The sequence below is a fragment of the Actinomycetospora chlora genome (assembly GCF_039542135.1).
In the GTDB taxonomy this organism is placed as follows: Bacteria; Actinomycetota; Actinomycetes; order Mycobacteriales; family Pseudonocardiaceae; genus Actinomycetospora; species Actinomycetospora chlora.
The window spans coordinates 1-20,808 of sequence record NZ_BAABHO010000037.1; the positions used below are offsets into that span (position 1 = coordinate 1).

The 20,808-nt window shown below is 75.6% G+C and carries 22 protein-coding genes; 11 read left to right on the forward strand and 11 right to left on the reverse strand.

All coding sequences use genetic code 11. From position 1 onward, the window contains the following. Positions 1-1,042: RNA polymerase sigma factor (locus tag ABD994_RS20965; protein WP_345419550.1), on the reverse strand; the 1,042-nt coding region annotated here is incomplete at its 3' end. A 261-nt stretch (positions 1,043-1,303) separates the two neighbouring features. Here ABD994_RS20965 and ABD994_RS20970 point away from each other — a divergent pair. From ABD994_RS20970 to ABD994_RS20980, 3 genes are read left to right on the forward strand one after another with little or no spacing between them, the layout of a single operon-like run. Then, positions 1,304-2,173, forward strand: coding sequence for a hypothetical protein (locus tag ABD994_RS20970; protein WP_345419553.1), 870 nt, complete (start codon positions 1,304-1,306; stop codon positions 2,171-2,173). Between the two features lie 49 nt (positions 2,174-2,222). Next, a complete protein-coding gene (locus ABD994_RS20975) occupies positions 2,223-5,171 on the forward strand; it encodes an FAD-binding and (Fe-S)-binding domain-containing protein (protein WP_345419556.1) in 2,949 nt (982 codons plus the stop codon). After that, positions 5,168-5,488 carry a DUF5313 family protein gene (locus tag ABD994_RS20980; RefSeq protein WP_345419559.1) on the forward strand — a complete coding sequence of 107 codons (321 nt, stop codon included), beginning with the start codon at positions 5,168-5,170 and terminating at the stop codon, positions 5,486-5,488. Before ABD994_RS20975 ends, ABD994_RS20980 begins: the two co-directional genes overlap by 4 nt. A 6-nt stretch (positions 5,489-5,494) precedes the next feature. Here the strand turns inward: ABD994_RS20980 and ABD994_RS20985 are convergent, their stop codons facing one another. Continuing rightward, the gene (locus tag ABD994_RS20985) at positions 5,495-6,280 is read right to left on the reverse strand and encodes a class I SAM-dependent methyltransferase (RefSeq protein WP_345419562.1); all 786 of its coding nucleotides are present in this window, start codon (positions 6,278-6,280) and stop codon (positions 5,495-5,497) included. Positions 6,281-6,316: 36 nt separating this feature from the next. Continuing rightward, complete coding sequence (locus ABD994_RS20990; RefSeq protein ID WP_345419565.1) at positions 6,317-6,916, reverse strand: TetR family transcriptional regulator; 600 nt, start codon at positions 6,914-6,916, stop codon at positions 6,317-6,319. 81 nt (positions 6,917-6,997) lie between these two features. On the opposite strand from ABD994_RS20990, the gene ABD994_RS20995 reads away from it, so the two are divergent. Then, positions 6,998-8,416: an FAD-dependent monooxygenase gene (locus ABD994_RS20995; RefSeq protein ID WP_345419569.1), complete on the forward strand. Its 1,419-nt coding sequence runs from the start codon at positions 6,998-7,000 to the stop codon at positions 8,414-8,416. Here the strand turns inward: ABD994_RS20995 and ABD994_RS21000 are convergent. Genes ABD994_RS21000 through ABD994_RS21015 form a run of 4 tightly spaced genes read right to left on the reverse strand, consistent with a single transcriptional unit; the run spans position 8,382 to position 13,573 of the window. Further along, on the reverse strand, positions 8,382-9,842 hold the full coding sequence (locus tag ABD994_RS21000; protein ID WP_345419572.1) for an alpha/beta fold hydrolase: 1,461 nt from the start codon (positions 9,840-9,842) through the stop codon (positions 8,382-8,384). The two genes, ABD994_RS20995 and ABD994_RS21000, sit on opposite strands and share 35 nt — an antisense overlap. Before the next feature lie 16 nt (positions 9,843-9,858). Further along, positions 9,859-11,379 carry a glycosyltransferase family 39 protein gene (locus ABD994_RS21005; RefSeq protein WP_345419576.1) on the reverse strand — a complete coding sequence of 507 codons (1,521 nt, stop codon included), beginning with the start codon at positions 11,377-11,379 and terminating at the stop codon, positions 9,859-9,861. Positions 11,380-11,426: 47 nt separating this feature from the next. Beyond that, the gene (locus ABD994_RS21010; protein ID WP_345419579.1) at positions 11,427-12,944 is read right to left on the reverse strand and encodes a glycosyltransferase family 39 protein; all 1,518 of its coding nucleotides are present in this window, start codon (positions 12,942-12,944) and stop codon (positions 11,427-11,429) included. Further along, positions 12,941-13,573 (reverse strand): TetR/AcrR family transcriptional regulator, encoded by a 633-nt coding sequence (locus ABD994_RS21015; RefSeq protein ID WP_345419583.1) that lies wholly within the window; start codon positions 13,571-13,573, stop codon positions 12,941-12,943. Before ABD994_RS21015 ends, ABD994_RS21010 begins: the two co-directional genes overlap by 4 nt. Positions 13,574-13,645: 72 nt before the next feature. Between ABD994_RS21015 and ABD994_RS21020 the strand changes: the two genes are divergently transcribed. The 3 genes from ABD994_RS21020 to ABD994_RS21030 all read left to right on the forward strand — a co-directional run bounded on the left by ABD994_RS21020 (position 13,646) and on the right by ABD994_RS21030 (position 15,574). Beyond that, positions 13,646-14,392 carry a BglII/BstYI family type II restriction endonuclease gene (locus ABD994_RS21020; RefSeq protein ID WP_345419586.1) on the forward strand — a complete coding sequence of 249 codons (747 nt, stop codon included), beginning with the start codon at positions 13,646-13,648 and terminating at the stop codon, positions 14,390-14,392. Further along, entirely contained in the window at positions 14,389-15,180 is a 792-nt protein-coding gene (locus ABD994_RS21025) for an MT-A70 family methyltransferase (RefSeq protein WP_345419589.1), read from the forward strand. The genes ABD994_RS21020 and ABD994_RS21025 overlap by 4 nt, the downstream gene beginning before the upstream one ends. Positions 15,181-15,331: 151 nt before the next feature. Next, positions 15,332-15,574, forward strand: a complete 243-nt coding sequence (locus ABD994_RS21030; RefSeq protein ID WP_345419592.1) for a helix-turn-helix domain-containing protein — start codon at positions 15,332-15,334, stop codon at positions 15,572-15,574. Between the two features lie 7 nt (positions 15,575-15,581). On the opposite strand, the gene ABD994_RS21035 is transcribed toward ABD994_RS21030, so the two are convergent. Next, complete coding sequence (locus tag ABD994_RS21035; RefSeq protein ID WP_345419595.1) at positions 15,582-16,160, reverse strand: ester cyclase; 579 nt, start codon at positions 16,158-16,160, stop codon at positions 15,582-15,584. A gap of 79 nt (positions 16,161-16,239) precedes the next feature. Between ABD994_RS21035 and ABD994_RS21040 the strand changes: the two genes are divergently transcribed. Then, positions 16,240-16,863, forward strand: coding sequence for a hypothetical protein (locus ABD994_RS21040; RefSeq protein ID WP_345419598.1), 624 nt, complete (start codon positions 16,240-16,242; stop codon positions 16,861-16,863). Positions 16,864-16,879: 16 nt separating this feature from the next. Here the strand turns inward: ABD994_RS21040 and map are convergent, their stop codons facing one another. Beyond that, entirely contained in the window at positions 16,880-17,665 is a 786-nt protein-coding gene (gene map / locus ABD994_RS21045; protein ID WP_345419601.1) for a type I methionyl aminopeptidase, read from the reverse strand. An 89-nt stretch (positions 17,666-17,754) separates the two neighbouring features. Beyond that, a complete protein-coding gene (locus ABD994_RS21050; RefSeq protein ID WP_345419604.1) occupies positions 17,755-19,236 on the reverse strand; it encodes a flavin-containing monooxygenase in 1,482 nt (493 codons plus the stop codon). A gap of 90 nt (positions 19,237-19,326) precedes the next feature. On the opposite strand from ABD994_RS21050, the gene ABD994_RS21055 reads away from it, so the two are divergent. Next, a complete protein-coding gene (locus ABD994_RS21055) occupies positions 19,327-19,449 on the forward strand; it encodes a hypothetical protein (protein WP_345419607.1) in 123 nt (40 codons plus the stop codon). 20 nt (positions 19,450-19,469) lie between these two features. Next, the gene (locus ABD994_RS21060) at positions 19,470-19,862 is read left to right on the forward strand and encodes a thiol-disulfide oxidoreductase DCC family protein (protein ID WP_345419610.1); all 393 of its coding nucleotides are present in this window, start codon (positions 19,470-19,472) and stop codon (positions 19,860-19,862) included. 6 nt (positions 19,863-19,868) lie between these two features. On the opposite strand, the gene ABD994_RS21065 is transcribed toward ABD994_RS21060, so the two are convergent. Beyond that, on the reverse strand, positions 19,869-20,246 hold the full coding sequence (locus ABD994_RS21065) for a cupin domain-containing protein (RefSeq protein WP_345419613.1): 378 nt from the start codon (positions 20,244-20,246) through the stop codon (positions 19,869-19,871). 66 nt (positions 20,247-20,312) lie between these two features. Here ABD994_RS21065 and ABD994_RS21070 point away from each other — a divergent pair, with 66 nt between their 5' ends. Then, complete coding sequence (locus tag ABD994_RS21070) at positions 20,313-20,771, forward strand: MarR family winged helix-turn-helix transcriptional regulator (protein ID WP_345419617.1); 459 nt, start codon at positions 20,313-20,315, stop codon at positions 20,769-20,771. Positions 20,772-20,808 lie beyond the last annotated feature (37 nt).

Sequence of the window (20,808 nt, forward strand, 5' to 3'; positions counted from 1 at the left end):
CGATGGTGCCCGTCGCGACCGCACCGCGCCCCGCGTCGGCGCCGGGCGCGCCGCCGGCGGCCGGCGAGCCCGCCGGCCCCAGCGGCGAGATCACGACCAGCGACGCCGTCGCCGCCACCACCAGCGGCGCGACCACCGCGAGGTAGGCCGGCGTCCCGCTCGCCGGCCACCAGCCGTGGCCCGCGGTCGTGCCGAGCAGCGGCGAGGCGTCGCGGGCCACGCTCTCGCCGAGCCACGCCGGCGCGGGCACGAGCACCGGCGCCGAGCGCAGGAGGGCCTGGGGCGAGACCAGCCTCGCGCGGGCCTCCGCGCAAGACGCGCAGCGCTCGACGTGCCGGTTGATGCGCTTGCGCAGGAGCACCGACATGACGCCGTCCCAGCCGTCGAGGACGTCGGCGAGCTCCGCGCAGCGGCCCGCCTGGTGCCGGGCGACGAGCACCGCACCCAGGGAGCGCTCCAGCGTGGTGCGCAGCCGCGACACCAGCGTGTTGGCGTTGGTCGGGCTGACCCCGAGGGCCTCGGCGAGCGCCGGGCCGTCCAGCTCGTGCCGGTAGTGCAGCTCGAGCACCACGCGGTCGCGGTCGGAGAGGCCGCCGACGGCGGACGCCACCAGGCGAGCGAGCTCACCCTTCTGCGCCAGGGTGTCGGGGCCGTCGCCGGCGGCCGGGGTGTCCGGGACCGCGTCGCTCGCCGGTTCGCGGCGTCGCCGGCGCAGCCTCGCCAGGGCCTCGTGGCGGGCGATCGCGTAGAGCCACGGGCGCAGCTTGTCGTGCTCGCGCAGCTGGGTCAGGCGGGTCGCGGCGGTGCAGAAGGTGTCCTGGACGCAGTCGGCCGCCGCCTCGGGATCGCGCAGCATCTCCAGGCAGAACGCGTAGAGGGCGTCGCCGTACCGGCGGTAGATGGCGGCGAACGCCGCGGGGTTCGTGGGCGCGGCGAGGGCGAGGGCCGCGTCGCCGAGGGTCACGGGCTCCGTCGCGACCCGCGGTGCGGGCACGCGCCGGCCCACGAGCGGCAGGGCGGCGGTGTCGTCCTGCAGCGTCACGTCACGCCCGGGCCGGTCCGGGGGTCATCACGGTGTCGCTCCACGGCCGGCTCTCCCTCGTCGTCCCGCCGATCAGCGGTGCGGGCTGTGATCCACGCATCGTCCCCCGGGCCGCGATCGTTTCGTGGCGCCCCCGAGGCCGGTCCGTGACGGGGCGGTCGAGAAATCCCGCCGGAAAAGTGTGCGAGTCCCCGGGGGTCGCTGCTCCTACCCCCGACACCGCCGCCGCACGGCGGCGGACGACCCGAAGGAGCACGACCGATGTCGCACCGAAGCCTCCTCTCCCGCCGCGTCCGCGTGCTGCTGGGCGGCGTCCTCGTCGCCGCCGCGATGGGCCCGCTCGGCGCGGTCCTCGGCGCCGGCGTGGCCGGCGCCGACACGCCCACGGCGCGCGACCCCCGCTGCGTCGCGGTCGACGAGCGCCAGGAGGCCCTGGACACCGCCGTGTCCCGCTACCAGCGGCAGAAGAGCGAGATGCGCCGCCTCGAGGCGGAGTACGCGCGCCTGCAGGCCGACGAGGACGCGACGGCCGCGCAGATCGAGGCGGCACGGCTGGCGGCCCAGCGCGCCGAGCAGCAGTCGACGAGGCTCGACACCGCGCAGAACGCCGCCGACGTCGCGCTCGACGAGGCCGTCGCCGCCGCCCGGGGCGTCGACTGCGACCCGGAGCCGACGAGCCCGACCGGCCCCACGGGTCCGACGGGTCCGACGAGCCCGACGAGCCCGACCGGCCCGACGGCCCCGACCGACGAGGAGGAGACCGGGCCCACCGCGCCCGTCCCCGCGCCCGTCACCCCGGTCGTGGTCCAGACCCGGCAGACCAGCGTCCACCCGACCACCGTCTACCGCTACGAGGGCGCGCGCTGGGTCGTCTACAGCGACGGCACCGCGGTGCGCTGCGGCTCGGGCGGGGCGGACGTCGCGACGGTCCGGGTCGTCGCCGGCGGCGTCGAGGAGGGCGCGCCCACGACCGCCGACGTGCGGGACGCTGGCTACCCGCAGGGCGGTGTCGAGGCCGGCGACGGGTCCGGCGGGCCCTCGCCCGTGATCGCCGTCGCCGCGGGCGCCGTGGCCCTGACGGCGGCCGGGGCGGGCGGTGTCGCGTGGTCCCGCCGGCGGGCGATCCGCTAGGCGCCCCTCGGCCAGCGGGGGCCGGGGCGGCGGCGCAGACTGTTCGGCGATGACCACGATGCGCCGTCCGTCCCACGAGTCCCTGCTGGCCGAGGACCTGCGCACGACGGTCCGCGGGCGGGTGCGGTTCGACACCGCGAGCCGCGCCATGTGGTCGGCCGACGCGTCGAACTATCGGCACGTGCCGCTCGGCGTCGTGCAGCCGGTGGACCTCGACGACGTCGAGGCGGCCGTCGACGTCGCCCGCCGGCACGGCGTGCCCGTCCTGCCCCGGGGCGCCAGCACGAGCATCGGCGGCATGGCCGTCAACGAGGCCCTCGTCCTCGACTTCTCGCGCCACCTCACCCGCGTCCTCGAGATCGACCCCGACGCCCGCACCGCCCGGGTGCAGCCCGGCGTCGTGCTCGATGACCTGCGCGAGGCCGCCCGCCCGTACGGCCTGACGTTCGGCCCGGACCCGTCGACCCACAACCGCTGCACGCTCGGCGGGATGATCGCCAACAACGCCTGCGGGTCGCACTCGGTGGCGTGGGGCAAGACCGTCGACAACGTCCGCGAGCTCGACGTCCTGCTCGCCGACGGCACCCGCATGACGGTCGGCCGCACGCCCGACCTCGCGGCCGCGACCCGGCGGCCGGGACGCGAGGGCGAGGTCTACCGGCAGCTGCAGGCGCTGCGCGACCGCCACGAGCGCACCATCCGCGACGAGCTCGTCGTCGACGGGCTCACCCGCCGGGTCAGCGGCTACAACCTCGACCAGCTCCTCGACGACTCGGGCGTCGACCTCGCCCGCGCGCTGGTCGGCACCGAGGGCACGTGCGCGACGATCCTCGAGGCCACCGTCGAGCTGGTCGAGGCCCCGCCCGTGCGGGCGCTGTGCGTGCTCGGCTTCCCCGACGCCTACGTCGCCGCCGACCACGTCATGCCCATCCGCGAGCACGCCCCGCTGACGATCGAGGGCGTGGACGTCGGCGTCATCGGCGCGCTGCGCGCGAGCCGTCCCGACGACCGGACCCACGAGCAGCTGCCCGAGGGCAAGGGCTGGCTCTACGTCGAGACCGGCGGCGCCGACCGCGCGGAGGCCGAGGCGAAGGCCACGGCCATCGGCAAGGAGATGGCGAAGTACGGGGCCAGCGTCAAGGTCGTCTCCGAGCCGACGCAGATGCGCGCGCTGTGGAAGGTCCGCGAGGACGGGTCGGGCATCGTCACCCGCTCCCCCGACGGCGGCGAGGCGTGGCCCGGGTGGGAGGACGCCGCGGTGCCGCCGGCGCGGATGGGCGCCTACCTGCGGGAGTTCGACGAGCTGCTGCGCCGCCACGGGCGGCAGGGCGCCTACTACGGCCACTTCGGCGACGGCTGCCTGCACGTCCGGATCGACTTCGACCTGCTCACCCGCCCCGGCCTGGCCAACTTCCGCGCGTTCCTGCTCGACGCCGCCGACCTCGTCGCCGGGCACGGCGGTTCGGTCTCCGGCGAGCACGGCGACGGCCAGGCCCGCGCCGAGCTGCTGGCCCGCACGTACACGCCGCAGCTGCTGACGGCGTTCGGCGAGTTCAAGGCGGCGTGGGACCCCGAGGGCCGCATGAACCCCCAGCGGGTCGTCGAGCCCGCGAAGATGGACGACGACCTCAAGGTCTTCGTCGGCGTGCCCACCATCGGGCCGCGCACCGAGCTCGCGTACACCGACGACCGCGGCAGCTTCACCCGCGCGAGCCGGCGCTGCATCGGCGTCGCCAAGTGCATCACCGACTCGGGCGGCTACATGTGCCCGAGCTACCGCGTCACCGGCGAGGAGATGCACTCCACCCGCGGCCGCGCGCGGATGCTCTTCGAGATGGCCTCCGGGCAGCTCGTGCCCGACGGCTGGCGCTCGGAGGAGGTGCGCGAGGCCCTCGACCTGTGCCTGAGCTGCAAGGCCTGCCAGCGCGACTGCCCGGTCGGGGTGGACATGGCCACCTACAAGGCGGAGTTCCTCTCCCAGCACTACGCCGGCCGGGCGCGGCAGCGCCCCCGCAGCCACTGGTCGATGGGCTACCTGCCCCGCTGGCTGCGCCTCGCCGACGCCGTGCCCGGGCTCCCGCGGCTGGCCAACGCCCTCGCGCGCCGGCCCGCGCTGGCGTCGATCGCCAAGCGTCTGGGCGGCATCGCCCCCCAGCGCGACATCCCGCCGCTGGCCGAGAAGCCGCTGCGCCGCCTCGTCGGGTCGCGGCGCGCGCACGCCGACAGCACGCAGCCGCGCGTGCTGCTGTGGCCGGACACCTTCACCTCGGCGTTCGACCCCGACCTCGCCCTCGACGCCATCGCGGTCCTCGAGCACCTCGGCTACCGCGTCGAGCTGCCCGACCGCGGGGTGTGCTGCGGGCTGACCTGGCACACCACCGGCCAGCTCGGCACGGCCCGCGCCGTCGTGCGCCGCAGCCTCGACGTCGTCAAGCCCTGGCTCGACGACGGCGTGCCAGTCGTGGGCCTCGAGCCCTCGTGCACCGCGGCCCTGCGCCAGGACGTCGTCGAGCTGCTCGGCGAGGGCGACGAGGACGCCGTGCGCCTCAAGGCGTCGACGCGCACGCTCGCCGAGGTGCTCGCTGCGCACGTCGACGAGCTGCGGGCCGGCGTCGTGACGGCTCCCCCGAAGGCCGTCGCGCAGATCCACTGCCACCAGTACGCGGCGATGGGCTTCGACGCCGACCGCTCGGTGCTGGACGCGCTCGGCGTCGAGGTGAAGGTCCTCGACGAGGGCTGCTGCGGGCTGGCCGGCAACTTCGGCTTCGAGGACGGGCACTACGAGGTCTCGACGGCGTGCGCCGAGCGGGGGCTGCTGCCCGCCATCCGCGAGGCCGACGCGGACACCGCGGTGCTCGCCGACGGCTTCTCGTGCCGCACCCAGATCCGCCAGCTCGACGACACGGGCCACGAGCCGGTGCACCTCGCCCACCTGGCGGCGACGGCGCTGGGGCTGCGGACCGGGGAGCGGGCGACGGCGGCTCCAGCATCACCATGATCCGGCCTGGCGTCGGGCGTTGGATCGCGTACGCGTTCGGCGCCCGGCTGCCGACGGTCTACGCGCCGTGGGTGCTCCACGACCTCACGACGCGCACGTGGTTCCTGCGCCACCTGGCCCGCTCCGCGGTGCAGGCGACGCCGGCCGCGCTGCTCGCGCTGCTGCCGGGGCCGGTGTGGCTGCGGGTGGCGCTGCCGCTGTTCGTGCTGGTCTCGACGCTGTTCATGGCCGCGCTGTTCTCGCCGATGGTCCGCGAGAAGCGGCTCTACCAGCACGGTTACCTGCCCGAGGTCGTGCTGCGGGACCCCGACCAGTGATCCGGGCTAGGGACGCTTGCGGACCCAGACCGCCGTCATCATCCAGCACTGGGTCCAGGTGTCCGGGTCGTCGAGCAGGGCCGCGGCGGCGTCGAGGGTCGCCGCGTCGAGGTGGCCCGCGGCGAGCACCCGGTCGCGCACCTCGGCGAAGAACAGCTGGAAGTAGCGGGCGCCGCGGTCGCCGCCGCGGATGTCCTGGACGTCGGTCTTGGCCTCCGCCCGCCCGAGCCCGAGGGCGTCGACCATCCCCGGCAGCCGGCGGCCGATGTACCAGTCGACGCCGTTGTCGCGGCCCCAGTCGAGGATCCCGCGCCACGTGGCGGCCCAGACCTCGGGCTCCGTGGTGGGCGCGAGGTGGAAGTCGGGCTCCTGGACCAGCAGCCACCCGCCGGGGCGCACCGCGGCGGCCATCTGCTCGAGCACCGCGGGGGCGTGCTCGGCGACCTGGTGCAGCAGCGCGCGGCAGGACACGAGGTCGAACGCCGCGGTGGGCAGCGTGCTCGTGCGCAGGTCGGCCTGCCGCACCGTGAGGTTCTGCGCCGGCACGAGGTCGAGCAGCGCGGTGTTGATGTCGATCGACGTGACGCTGCCCGACGGGCCGACGACGTCGCAGAGCCACTCGGTGACGCTGCCGTTCCCGCCGCCCAGCTCGAGGCAGTGCCACCCCTCGCGGACGCCGAGCGCCCGCGCGTACCCACGGGTCCACGGATCGAGGATCTTCGACATGAGATCCAGGCGCTGGTACTCGACCGTCGCCGCGTCGTCGAGGATGTAGGTCCGCAGCTGCGTCATCGTTCGGGCCTCCGGGGTCGACTGTGGCCCGGCCCACTATCCGGTCACGATCGGCGCCCCCGCCAGGGGCACGCCGTCGGCGAGGCGGCCGAGGACGTGCACGAAGGTCTCGATGTAGGGCCGGCCCGGCTCGCGCTGGACGAGCACCTGCGCCGCCAGGCGCGCCCCGCTGACCACCCCGGCGAACACGACGACGTCCTCGTCGTCGGCCGGGCGCCCGACGGCCTGCGCGACGAGCGTCGCGACGTGGTCGACCCCGAAGGCGTTGCGCTCGCGCAGCACCGCCCCGATCTCCGGGATCGTCCGCGCGAGGTCCATCCGGACCTCTTCGAGCACCCGCTTCTCCTCGTCGAGCGACGCGAACGCCGCGCGCATGCTGCGGCGCAGGGCCTCCAGCAGCGGGGTGCCGGCCGGGATCGCCCGGAAGGCCGCCTCGTAGAGCGGGTCGACGTCGTCGAGCAGGACGACGTCCTCCTTGGTCGGGAAGTAGCGGAAGAACGTGCTGCGCGAGACCTCGGCGGCGGCCGCGATGTCGTCCACCGTCGTCGCCGCGAAGCCCCGGTCGCGGAACAGGCGCAGGGCGTGGCGCTGCAGCTCGGCGCGGGTGCGGGCCTTCTTGCGCTCGCGCAGGGTCACGCGCGCCATCGTGACACGGACACCCGAACGACATCGAGTACCACTTGAGACTGAGTCTCAGAAAAGCGTAGCGTCGGAGTCGTGGACACCGAGGTGATCGTGGCGGGGGCGGGACCGACAGGGCTGACGGCGGCCCTCGAGCTGGCCCGCCGCGGCATCGGCGTGCGGCTCCTGGACGCGGCGCCGGCCCCGTTCACCGGGTCGCGGGGCAAGGGGCTGCAGCCGCGGTCGATGGAGCTGCTCGACGCCGTCGGTGGCGTCACCGACCGGCTGGTCGCGCTCGGACGCACCCATCTGCCCGTGCGCCGCTACGGCCCGGACGGGGTGCACGACGAGCCGGGCCGCGGCCGCGAGCCGACCCCGGACACGCCCTGGCCGACCAGCCTGCTGCTGCCGCAGTGGCGCACCGAGCAGGTGCTGCGCGAGCGGCTCGCCGAGTGCGGGGTGGTCCCCGAGCAGGGCGTCCGCGTCGACGACCTGACCGCGGACGACCACGGCGTCACGGTCACCACCGCGGTCGGCCCGATCCGCGCCCGCTACCTCGTCGGCGCCGACGGGGGCGGCAGCACCGTGCGCCGCCGGCTCGGGATCCCGTTCCTCGGCGAGACGCGCGAGGAGATGCGGATGGTGGTGGCGGACGTCGAGCTCGAGGGGCTCGACCGGGAGCACTGGCACCAGTGGGGATCGCCGGCGCCCGGCGCGTACTCGTGGGTGGCGCTGTGCCCCCTGCCCGCGTCGCCGACGTGGCAGCTGCAGGCCGGCCCGCTCGACGACCGCGAGCCCGACGAGGCGGTCCTCGCCGAGATCGTCGGCGCGCGGGGCCCGCGGGTGCGGCTGCGCTCGGTCGCGTGGCGCTCGGTGTGGCGGCTCAACGTGCGGATGGTGGCGGACTACCGCGTCGGCCCCGTGTTCCTCGCCGGGGACGCCGCGCACGTCCACTCCCCGGCCGGGGCGCAGGGCATGAACACCGGCATCGGCGACGCGGTGAACCTCGGCTGGAAGCTCGCCGCCGTCCTCCGCGGGGTCGACGAGGCCCTGCTGGACACCTACACCGCCGAGCGGCTGCCGATCGCCGCGGGCGTGCTCGGCATCTCCACCGAGCTGTCGGGCGGGGCGATGTGGGCGCGCACCGCCGAGCAGGTGCGCACCACCTCCCAGCTCGACCTCTCCTACCGCGACGGCCCGCTGGGCTCGTCCGACGACGGCCCGGGTCCGCGGCCCGGCGACCGGGCGCCCGACGCCCCGGTCGGCGACAGCACGGTGTTCCTGCGCCGGCGCGAGGCCGACTGGACGGTGCTGACGACGGACGCGGGGGTCGAGGTCCCGGGCGCGACGGTGGTCGTGGCCGGCGAGGCCGCGGCCACGACGTACGCGCTCGCGCCGGGCGAGGTCCTCGCCATCCGCCCGGACGGCTACGTCGGCACGCGCGGCGACGCCGACGCCGTACGGGCGTGGCTCGCGCCGCTCACGGCCCGGCGGGGCACTGCTCGGGTGGCGTGACCTGCGGGTCGAGCAGGTAGGCGGTGTACGCGTCGGTGGCGCAGCGGCTCGGGGCGTCGAGGGTGGTGTGGCCGATCGCGTCGACCACCAGCACGTGCGCCGCGGCGAGCTGGGACGCGGCGGCGCGGGCGTCGGCGAGCGGGGTCGTCGGGTCCCAGCGGGAGTTCACGAGCAGGGCGGGCGCGGGGAGCGGGGCGTTCCACGGCCCGAGGTAGCGGTCGGGGTCGATCGCGGGCCAGTCGACGCACATGGCGTGGTTCAGTGCGGTCGACGCCCCGATGATCGGGTGGGTGGCCTGCTCGCTGACCACGGCCGCGTCCATGTCCGCGGCCGAGGGCGTGACGCTGTCGGTGCACTGGATCGCCAGGTAGGACGGCGAGTGCGGCGGCGCCCAGGGCTCGGCCGGCAGCGGCACGCGCCCGCCCGACGGCGGCGCCCCCGGCGCCCGTGCGGCCAGGGTGCGCATGAGCCCGGGCAGCCGGCCCTCGGTCTGCAGGGCCCGGTCGATCCGCGCGACGAGGTCGGCCGAGGAGGGCCCGGCGGCCGCCACGACGTCGGTGGCCCGGGCCCGGGCGTCGGGACCCAGCGGGCAGGTCGGGGTGGCGGCGCACCGGTCGAGCGCGACCCCGAACGCCTCCTCCCACGCCGCGCTGACCCCCGCCCGCACATCGACCGGCGTGCGCTCCGTGCCGGGCGCGCCGGTGGCGTTGGCGACGAGGTCGAGGCTGCCGTCGAGCACCATCGCGCGGGTGCGGCCGGGGAAGAGGTTGGCGTACGTCGCGGCCGAGTAGGTGCCGTAGGAGTAGCCGTAGAGGCTCAGCGTCTCCTCGCCGAGGGCCTGGCGCACGAGGTCGAGGTCGCGGGCGGCGTTGGCCGTGGAGAGGTGGCGCAGGCGCTCGCCGGTGCCCGCCAGGCACGCCCGGCCGGGCTCGGCGGCCGAGGCCCAGAACGCCGGGGTGCGGGCGGGCCCGACCGGCTGCGGCCCGCGGTCGGCGCCGAAGGGCGCGCACGTCACCGGCGCGGAGCCGCCGACGCCGCGCGGGTCGACGGCGACGAGGTCGAACCGGGCCCGCAGGGCGTCGAAGCGTCCCGACAGGCGCCGCAGGTTCGACGTGCCCGGGGATCCCGGGCCGCCGTAGTTGACCACCAGCGTGCCGATCCGGGACGCGGGGTCGGTGGCGGGCAGCCGCACCGCGGCGAGCTCGAGCGTGTCGGCCCCCGGCTGCCGGTAGTCCACCGGCACCGTGACGTCGGCGCACTCGAACGCACCCCCGCAGGCCTGCCAGCCCAGCGCGGGCACCGGCGCGCCGTTGGTGCCCATCATCGGCGACCCCGGTGTGCCCGCTCTGCCCGGCCCGTGCGACGCCCCGGCGCACCCGGCGACCAGCGCCAGGAGCAGCACGGCGAGCAGGGCGGGCGGACGCACCGACCCATCATCGGGCCTACTCCATGTGCGTGATCGCCGGCCACGCCGCCGACCACGGTTCCCGCAGTGTGCACAGGGCGAGGGGCACGTCGCCGTTGATGACGGCGTTGGCGGCGGGGTCCCGGTGCGGCGGCAGCGGCGCGATGACCGCGCAGACGGCACGGGCGCCCTCGACGTCGCCGACGAGGAGCGCGGTCGTCGCGCTGTCCGGCGGCGGGCCGAAGAACGCGAAGCCGCGGTGGCCGCTGTAGACGGGTGGCAGGCCGGCGGCCGGCCCGTACCGGTCGAGCGCCGCGGCGTACCAGTACGAGAAGGCGACGACGGTGGTGTGCGCGCGGACGTCGGGCGGCAGCGACCGGTACGCCGCGCCCGTGTCGGCGACGAGGCTCTGCCAGCCGACCTGGCCCGCGGTGAGGAAGTCGCCGCGCTGGACGCGCCACGACGCCGGCCCGAGCGGCAGGGCGATCACCGCGACGACCAGCGCCGACGCCACCACGGCCGGCACCGACACCGTCCACGACCACCAGCGGGCTGGCGGGCGGTCCTGCAGCGCCACGGCGCCCGCGGCGACGAGCACCGCCGCCAGGCCCATGACGTAGTACGGGCGCCCACCCGCAACCAGCGTGACCACCGTCGTCACCACCGCGGCGATCCCGACGGCGCGCCACGGCCGCAGGGCGTCGCGGCGCAGCAGCGCCCACAGCCCGACGCCGGCGAGCACGAGGCCGGGCACGAGCCCGACGTCCCACGCCGCGAAGGGGAGGAACGACCAGCGGTTGCCGGTCAGCCCGCCCTCGCCGGCCACGACGGCGCCCATGTGCAGCTGCGGCCAGCCGTGCGCGGCCTGCCAGAGCAGCGTCGGGACGGTCGACGCCGCGGCCAGCCCGAGCGCGACCCACAGCGCCGGCCGGCCCAGCAGCCGGCGCGGCCCGGCGACGAGCACCCCGACGGCCAGCGCCGCGACCAGCACCGGGACGAGGAACTTGGCGAAGAGTGCCACCGCCAGCACCGGCGCGGCGGCGAGCAGGAGGCGGTCGTCTGCGGTCCGGAACCATCGCACCACCAGCCAGAGCAGCAGCGACCACAGGACCGGGTCGAGCGTGGACGTCGCGAGCAGGTGGCCGGTGGCCAGGAAGAACGGGGAGATGGCGATCGCCGCGCCGGCCAGGAGCTGCGCGCGCCGCCGCCCGCCCATCTCGGCCGCGAGCAGCGCGGCGAGGACGGTGTGGGCGGCGGTGGCGAGGGTGACGGGCAGGCGCAGGACGACCAGGTTGCCGGGGGCGAGGCCGTCGAGGGCCGCGGCGAGCCAGGGCACCAGCGGCGGCTGGTCGGCGTAGCCCCAGGCGAACCGGTGGCCGGCGGCGATGAAGTAGAGCTCGTCCCCGAAGGCCCCGTACCAGGCCGACGCGACGCCGTGCACCAGCGCGACCGCCGCGGCGAGCAGGAGCACCGGCCGCCACGCGACCCGTGGGCCGTCCGGGGCGGCGAGGGCGGACGGAGCGAGCCCGACGACCGGCTGGGGTGCCGTGGTGGTCACGGCGTGCCCTCGTGCCCCATTCGAGGGACCCTAGGGCAAGGCCGTGATCAGGCCATCGACCGGAGCCCCGGCCAGAGTGTCGCCCAGGGCGCGCGGGGGGTGCAGAGCCCGAGCGGGACCGTGCCCAGCACGGGCGTCGGCATCGCCGCGACGTAGGGCGGCAGCGGCGTGTAGGTCGCGCACGCGGCCCGTCGCGGGCCCGGGTCGCCGACCAGCAGCGCCGGCGCGTCACCCGGTGGGACGCCGAGGTCGGCGAAGCCGCGGTGCGGGCTGTACGTCGGGAGCCCGGCGTAGGCCAGCGCGGACGCGTCCCAGTAGTTGGTGGCCACGACGACCGCGCGCGAGCGCACGTCGGGCGGGAGGGCGTCGTAGCGGGCGGCGACGCCCGCGGCGAGCTCGGGCCACCCGACCTGGCCCATCGTCGTGAAGTCGGTCTGCGCCTTCGCGGACGCCGGCCCGACCGGCAGCACGAGGGCGGCGGTGACCAGGCCGCACACCACGATCGCCACCGGGCCGGTCGTCCAGCGCCACCACCGGCGGGCCGGGCGCTGCTCCAGCGCGACGGCGCCGGCCGCGAACAGCAGGGCGTAGCAGCCGGCGACGTAGTACGGCCGGCCGCCGGCGACCAGGAACAGCGCGGTCGTGACGAGCACGGCGACCCCGAGCCCGCGCCACGGCCGCAGCGCCGGCCGGCGCAGCAGCGCCGCGAGGCCGACCAGCACCAGCACGACGCCCGGGATCACCCCGGCGAAGAGCACGGCCACCGGCAGGAACTGCCAGCGGTTGCCGAAGAGCTCCGCCTCACCGGTGACGACCCCACCCATCGCGAGCTGCGGCCACCCGTGCGCGGCCTGCCACAGCAGGGTGGGCACGGTCGCGAGCGCGGCGATCGCGAGCCCGACCCAGAGCAGCGGCCGGGCCAGCAGGGCGCGCGGACCGGCCACCAGCACGCCGACCGCCAGGCCGGCGACCAGCCCGAGGACGAGGAACTTGGTGTTGAGCGCGACGCCGAGCACCTCACCCGCGAGGAGCAGCAGGCGGTCGTCGCGCGCGCCGCGCAGCGCAGCGGAGCCGGCGCTGACGTTGCCGCGGATCCACCGCACGACCAGCCAGAGGAGCAGCGTCCAGAAGAACGGGTCGAGCGTCGACGTCGCGAGCAGCCGGCCGCCGGCGAGCAGGAACCAGCTCACGGCGACGGCGGCCGCGGCCGTCGTCTGCGCGCGGCGGGCGCCGCCGAGCTCGCGGGCCGTGAGACCGGCCAGCAGGGCCACGGCCGCCGTGGCGAGCACCGCGGGCAGGCGCAGCACGACCAGCGAGCCGGGGGCGAGCGCGTCGAGGCCGGCCGCGAGCAGCGGCAGCACCGGCGGCTGGTCGGCGTAGCCCCACATCGGGTGGCGGCCGGCGACGATGAAGTACAGCTCGTCGCCGAAGTGGCCGTAGAACGGCGCGCAGGCCAGCAGGACGGCGGCGAGCACGCCCACCACGGCGAGCACCGGGCCGCGCGCGAACGGGGGTGGTCCGGCCTCGACGGGTGCCGGGCGCGCGGAGGGCTCCAGGACGGTCACGGGGACTCCCCTCGGGTGGCGGCGTCGAAGAGGGCGACGAGCTCCTCGGCGTAGGCGGCGAGGTCGATCTCTGGGTGGCGAACGGCCCGCGGGGCGATGACGTCGATCGCGCCGCGGACCGTGTGGGCCATGACGAGCGGGTCGAAGTCGCGGAACGAGCCGTCCTCCTGCCCGCGGCGGAACAGCTCGACGAGGTGGTCGGCGATCGGCTCGTCGGCGCCGGGCTCGAAGAGACGGCCGCCGCCCTCGGGGCTGTAGCCGGACACGATCTCGATGACCGCGCGGAGGGCCTCGGGGTTGGCGGCGATGTAGGCGACGTTGCTGCGCAGGTAGGCGGCGAGGTGCTCGCGCGGGGTCGTGGCGGCCTGGATCGCCGGCGCCATCGCGTGCGCGCCGGCCTCGTAGACGGCGAGCACGACCTGCGTCATCAGCTCGTCCTTGCCGGCGAAGTGGTACGAGACCACGCCCTTGCTCACCCCCGCGCGCTTCGCGATGCGGGCGAGCGAGGCCTGGCCGATCCCGTCCTCGGCGATCACGGCCGCGGCCGCCCCGATGATCTGGGTCCGCCGGGCCTTCTCGATGAACGACAGCTCGCGGTCCTGGCCCTCTGGCTCATTTTCTGGCCGCACGGTCAGAAATTAGCACGCGCGGTCAAGAGGTGGCGTCGGAGCAGCGCGCCGGTGGTGCGAGACTGTCCGGCGATGGAGCTCACGCACGGGTGGTCGAGGGTCCTCCCGCCGGGCGTCGCCGAGCGGTACGAGCTGCGGGAGACGCGCAACGCCGCGGCCGTGCTGGCCGCGACGAGCCCGACCGAGTTCGCCGAGGTCTGCGCGGTGCTCGCCGGTTTCGAGCTCACCACCGCCGACCTCGTGGAGGCCGGCGGCAACGAGTCGCGCCTGGCCGCGCGCCTCAACGCCGCCTTCCGCGCGCGCGGCTGGCGCGAGGGCCGGGTGGACACCGTCGTGACGTCGCGGCTGCAGGTCCAGCCGTGGGCCCCGGCCGGCGAGCACGGCGTGACGGTGCGCGAGAGCGAGGTCGTCAACGAGGGCTACAAGGTCGACAACGTCAAGGGCCGGGTGGCGCTCGACGTCGAGTGGAACGCGAAGGACGGCAACCTCGACCGCGACGTCGGCGCCTACCGGGCGCTCTACGACGCGGGCCTCATCGACGGCGCGGTGCTGCTGACGCGCACCCACGACGACCTGCGGGAGCTCGCTCGCGAGCTCACCCGGGCGGCGGGGGGCAGCGACGACGAGGTGCGCAGCCGGCTCTCGACGTCGACGACCACCCACCTCGGCAAGCTCGAGTCGCGCATGACCCGCGGCGACGCGGGCGGGTGCCCCCTGCTGGCGGTCGCGATCTCGCGTCGCTGCTGGGTGCCCGCCGACGGCGAGCCGGACCGGCCCGCGGCGCCCGCACCGCTCATGCTGACCGACGAGCTCGCGTGAGCGATCCCGTCGACCACCCGGGGCTGTCGGACCCCGGCGCTACCGTCCCGCCCGCCCCGACCCCGGCGAGGAGGCCCGAGACGATGACCCTGGCGCCTGACACGGACGCCGACACCGACGTGGACGACGGCACCGGTGCGCCCGGTCGCGGCCGGCGCGCCGAGCCGCTGCGCGTGGACGCCGCGCCGCTGGAGCAGGTGGCGCTCCCGCGGACGGCCGGCGGCTGGTCGTGCGTGTACGCCGACCCGCCGTGGCGGTTCACCAACCGCACCGGCAAGGTCGCGCCGGAGCACCGCCGCCTCGACCGCTACGACACCATGAGCGCCGCCGAGATCGCCGCGCTGCCGGTGGCCGACGTCGTCTCGGCCAACGCGCACCTCTACCTGTGGGTGCCCAACGCGCTGCTGCCCGAGGGCCTGGCCGTCATGCAGGGCTGGGGCTTCCGCTACGTCAGCAACCTCGTGTGGGCGAAGCGGCGCAAGGACGGCGGGCCGGACGGCCGCGGCGTCGGGTTCTACTTCCGCAACGTCACCGAGCTGATCCTGTTCGGCGTGCGCGGGTCGCTCCGCACGCTCGACCCGGGGCGCCGCCAGGTGAACATGATCGAGACGCGGAAGCGGGAGCACTCCCGCAAGCCCGAGGAGGCCTACGACCTCATCGAGGCCTGCTCGCCCGGGCCCTACCTCGAGATGTTCGCCCGCTACGCGAGGCCCGGATGGACGAGCTGGGGCGCTGAGTCGGCGGAAGACGTTGCTCCACGCGGCCGTGTGTATCCCGCCTACAGGTAGTGCAGGGACGGACGGTTTTTATCACGCCCCGTCACGGCACTGAGCCGACGGACGGACCTTGATCTCGTTCGCAGTACGCGTCCGACCGCTTGACTCAGCGGTAATCCACGATGGTGGCGGCGTTCGGCCACGCGCTGTGATACTGCCCCGCATGGCGAAGACACCGGAGCTGGCGCGCAACCAGCGGGTGACGGGGACGGAGCGCAGCAAGCTCGGGAACGAGCTGCTCAAGCGGTACCAGAAGGGCGCCAGCATCCGGGAGATCTGCGCCGAGACCGGCTACAGCATCGGCCGGGTCCGCCGCCTGCTGGTCGACGCCGGTGTCGAGTTCCGGGGTCGCGGCGGCACCCAGGGCCGCACCCGCAAGGACGGCAAGGGCGCCGAGAAGGCCTGACGCCCGGTCAGCGCCGACGCCGGCGGGCCAACGCGTTGAACGCCGACTTCAGCCCGACGTCCAGGCGCGACCCGTCGGCGGGCAGGAGCCCCACCTGCCGGGCGAACTGCATCTGGTCGAACACCACGAAGTTGCTCGCGATCCGGCCGTCGGCGACCACGAAGTGGTCCATGCCGTCGAGGTCCACCCGCGCGCCGGTGGGGGCGATGCCCTCCCACTCCCCGCCCGTGTGGTGGCCGGCGAGGCGCCAGCGCAGGAAGACCTCGCCGCTCTCCCGGCCGCCGTTCTCGGCCATGCCCTCGATGGTCATCGCGAGGTCGGGCACGGCGGCGAACACGGTGCCCCACCACGCGACGAGGTCGTCCGCGCCGCGCACCGTGCGCATCGGGAAGCGCGCGCGGACCGACGGCCCGTAGACCTGCCGCAGCGCCTCGGCGTCGTGGGCGTTGATGACGTCCACCGTCCAGCGCACGAGGGCGCCGGGCGACGCGTTCGCCGGGGCGGTCGGGCTCGGCGGGCCGGCGGCGCGGCCCGGGCCGGCAGCAGCGGGACCCGCGGGGGGCGAGGAGACGGACTCGGCGCTCACGGACCGGAGCGTAGACGGAGTCCGGTTCGGGCACCTCCGCGCACGTGACCCGCCAGTACGTCCACCCCGGAGCCGACCGATGAGCACGTCCCAGCTCGCCGCCCAGTGGGTCTCGGCGGTCGGCAGCGCCGGTTCGCTGCTCGGCTTCGCCGCCTACGTGTGGATCATGCTGCTGAACCGCAAGGACCAGGTCGAGGTGCGCCAGGAGCAGCAGGCCCAGGGGGTCACCGCGTGGCTCGACGACGGGTCGAAGCACGACCGCGACGAGGACTACGTGCTCTGCGTCCACAACGGGGGCGACTCGCCGGTCTTCCAGGTCCGCTGCCTGTTCAGCCTGCCCTCGAGCGACGAGCAGCACAGCGTCTCGATGGCGCTGCTGCCGCCGGCCAGCGATGAGATCCACTCGTTACCGTTCGGCTCCGACGAGGTCAGCCGCGACGAGCTGTACTCGGCGCCGGCGGTGCCGGAGATGCGCTTCACCGACTCCCACGGCACCCACTGGGGCCGCGACGGCAACGGCCAGCTCCACCGCCTCGATCGCCGCGGCGTGCGCCGCAAGCCGTCGTCGGACGGCGGGGAGGACGGCGCCCGCGACGACTCCGAGTGGGAGCAGGCGCACCGCGAGCGCGCCGACGCCCCGAAGCACGGCGCGTCGCAGGGCGACTCGCCCCAGGACGACGACCGGGCCGCCAGCCAGGCCTGACGCCGGCGGCGGCACCTCAGAGAAGGGTCAGCACCCGCGGGCCGGCGTCGGTGATCGCGACGGTGTGCTCGGCGTGGGCCGCGCGGCTGCCGTCGGCGGTGCGCAGCGTCCAGCCGTCGGCGTCGTGGACGTAGTCGTCACCACCGCCCGCGTGCAGCATCGGCTCGATCGCGATGACCAGCCCGGCGCGCAGCCGCATCCCGCGTCCGCCGCGGCCCTCGTTGGGCACGTGCGGCGCCTCGTGCATGGCGCGCCCGATGCCGTGCCCGCCGTGGTCGGCGAGCATCCCGTAGCCGTGCTCGCGCGCCACACCGCTGACGGCGGCCCCGATGTCGCCCAGCCGCCCGCCCGGCCGCGCGGCGGCGATGCCCGCGTGCAGCGCGCGCTCGGTGGTGGCGATGAGGGCGAGGTCGTCCGGGTCCGGCTCCGCCCCGACGACGGCGCTGAACGCGGCATCGCCGCACCAGCCGTCGAGGAACGCGCCGCAGTCGACGCTCAGCAGGTCGCCCTCGGCGAGCCGGTAGGGCCCGGGGATGGCGTGCACGACGGCGTCGTTGACGCTCGCGCAGATGACGCCCGGGAACGGGGACGGTGCGAAGTGCGGGTGGTAGTCGAGGAACGCCGGCACCGCCCCGGCCGCGCGCATGACGTCGTGCGCGACGTCGTCGAGCTCCTTCAGCGACGTGCCGGGGGCGGCCGCCTCGCGCACCGCGTCGAGGCAGCGGGCGACGACGCGGCCCGCCTCGCGCATCGCGTCCACCTCGCCGGTGGTCTTCAGCTCGATCTCGGCGCGCCGCAGCATCCCCCGACCCTAGACACCGAGCTCCTGACCTCCGGGAATGACACTGATGTCATTCGTCCCCACTGGGGACAACCCCTGTGGACAACCGGTCAGCGGGTGAGGAAGTCGTAGTCGGTCGGCTCGAGGCGGGACACCGCCCGGACGTACTCCTCCATGTACCGCGGCCAGTTGGCGACGATCCGGCCGGACTCGTCGCGGTACCAGGAGTCGCACCGGGTCCAGGCCGTGCCCTCGAACTCGGCCTGGATGCGGGCGTCGAAGGCCTGCTCGACGTCGCGGCGCACCTCGAGGGCGGCGGCGCGCCGCCGCGCGGTCTCCTCCAGGGCCTGCCGCACGTAGGCGACCTGGGCCTCGAGGAAGACGATGATCGAGCCGCCGGAGGTGTTGGTGTTCGGGCCGTAGAGCACGAACAGCGACGGGAAGCCGGGCACGGTCATCCCCAGGTGCGCGTGCGCGCCGGCGCCCCACTCCTCCTGCAGCGTCCGGCCGTCCCGCCCGACGACGTCCATCGGGAACATGAACTCGGTCGTGCGGAACCCGGTCCCCCAGATCAGCACGTCGGCGGGGTGGTGACGCCCGTCGGCGGTCCGGACGCCGTCCGCCACGACCTCGGTGACCCGCTCGGTGACGAGCTCGACGTTGTCGCGCTCGAGCGCGGGGAGGTAGTGCGAGCTGAACAGGATCCGCTTGCAGCCGAAGGTGTAGTCCGGCCAGGCCCGGCGCCGGGTCTCCGGGTCACGCAGCTGCCGGCGCATGAACAGCGTCGAGTAGAGCTTGCCCAGGCGCCCGACCGTCCGCGGGTGCCGGATCATGATCGTCAGGAACTCGAGGTAGCCCTTGAGGAAGAACCGGCGGGCGCGCATGACCGCCGGGAACCGCGAGAAGAAGATCTGCAGCCACCGCGGGTAGGAGCGGTTCTTCCGCGGGAAGAACCAGTTGCCGCTGCGCTGGAAGACGGTCATGTGCCCGACCTCGGGCGCGATGGCGGGCACGAACTGCACGGCGCTCGCCCCGGTGCCGACGACGGCGACGCGCTTCCCGTCCAGGTCGACGTCGTGGTCCCAGCGGGCGGAGTGCATGGCCGGCCCGGCGAAGTCGTCGGCACCCGGGATCGGGGGGACGGCCGGGGTGTTGAGCTGGCCGGTGGCCAGCACGACGGCGTCGGCCTCCCAGCGGCGCCCGTCCTCGGCCTCGACGGTCCAGGTCATCGTCGCCTCGTCGAGACGCGCGGCCGACACCCGCACCGAGGGCACGAACACCTCGTCGAGGCCGTACTCCTTCGCGACCCCCTGCAGGTAGTCCAGGATCTCCGGCTGGGGCGAGCACAGCCGGGACCAGTCGCTGCGCTGGGCGAACGAGAACGAGTAGAGGTGGCTCGGGACGTCGCAGGCGGCGCCCGGGTAGCTGTTGTAGAACCAGGTGCCGCCGATCTCCGGCGCCCCGTCGAGGATCACGACGTCGGTGATCCCGTGGCTGCGCAGCTCGATCGCCGCCGCGATGCCGCCGAAGCCCGCGCCCACGACCACGACCCGCTGGCTCGTCCCGCCGCCTGTCCCGTTCCCTGCCGTCACGGGCGGGACGGTAACGGCTCGCGCGTCTTTTTGGCAGGCTGCCAACGCGGTCGTGGCCCACACGACGCCGGGGGCGGGCACCCTGATCGGGTGGGCACCCTCATCCTCGTCCTGCTGGCGATCCTGCTCGTCCTCGCGATCCTGTCGGCGGTGCTCGGCGTGGTGGAGCGGCGGCGCCGGCGCCGGGACCCGAGCGGCGGCAGCGGGGGCTGAGCGCTGGCAGGCTGGCGGTCATGACCGAGCCCACGGGTGGCCGCCTCGTCTTCGACGGCGAGTGCGGGTTCTGCACGCGCTGCGTCGGCTGGGTGCGCCGCCTCGACCGGCGCGGCCGCATCGACGTCCGTCCCTACCAGGCCCCGGGGGTGCCGGCGTCCGTCGGCGCCAGCACCGAGCAGTGCGCCGAGGCCGTGCAGTGGCTGGGCCCGGACGGCGTGCGGCGCAGCGGCGCGGACGCGGTGAACGCCGTGCTCTCGACCGTCACCGGCACGACCGTGCCCTCGGCGGTCTACCGCGCGACGTCCGGCCTGCAGGAGGCCGCCTACCGCTGGGTCGCCGACCACCGGTCGTGGTTCCCGGGCGCGAGCCCGCATTGCCAGGAGAACCCGCGGGAGTGCGCCGCGGGCTGAGCAGCGCTAGGCGATCCAGGGCGGCACGACCGGCTCGCGGTCCGGCCCGGACGCGGTGTCGGCGCCCGGCCCGGTGACCACGGCCTCCAGGCCCCGCTCCGGGTCGGCGTGGATCCGCCGCGGCACGTCCGCGGGCACGACCAGGGTGTCGCCAGGCCCGAGCTCCTCGGCGACGCCCGCGACCTCGACCCGCGCGGCGCCGGACACCACCGTCCAGATCTGCTCGCCGGCCATGGCGTGGTCGGGGCCGGACGCCCCGGCGGCCATCTCCACCCGCCACAGCGCCTGGCGGCTGGCGCCCTGGGTCGGCGAGGCGAAGGTGGTCATCACGGCGTTCGGGGTGCTGGTGCGGCGGGCGTCGGCCCGCCGGATCACGGTGCTCACCGGGGTCCTCCTAGAATGGTCAATGTGGTTGACGAAAAGGTAAACCCGATTGACCACCACGTCCAGATGTCCGGCGGGGAGCTCGTGTTCCGCCTGCTCGGGGCGTTCCGCGAGCTGGTCGACGCGATGCACGACGAGCTCGCGCGGCGCGGGCACCCCGACGTGCGCCCCGTCCACGGCTTCGCCCTGCAGGCGATCGCCGCGGGACCCGTGACCGGGTCGGCGGTGGCCGCGCGCCTGGGCGTCACCAAGCAGGCCGCGGGCAAGACGCTCGACGGGCTCGTCGAGCGCGGCTACGCCGAGCGCACCGGCGACCCTGGTGACGCCCGGCGCCGCCTGGTCGTCCTGACCCCGCGGGGCCGGGAGGTCCTCGCGATCTCCGCGGACGTGCTCGAGCGGTGCCGCGCGCGGTGGGCGGACCAGGTCGGACCGGACCGCTTCGCCGCGCTCGAGGCCGCCCTGCGGACGATGACCGACGGCGGCGCGGGCCCGCTCGCGGCCGCCGGCTGGTTCGCGTCGTCCTGACGAGCCTGCCTGACGGGGCTGCCTGACAGGGTGTCGG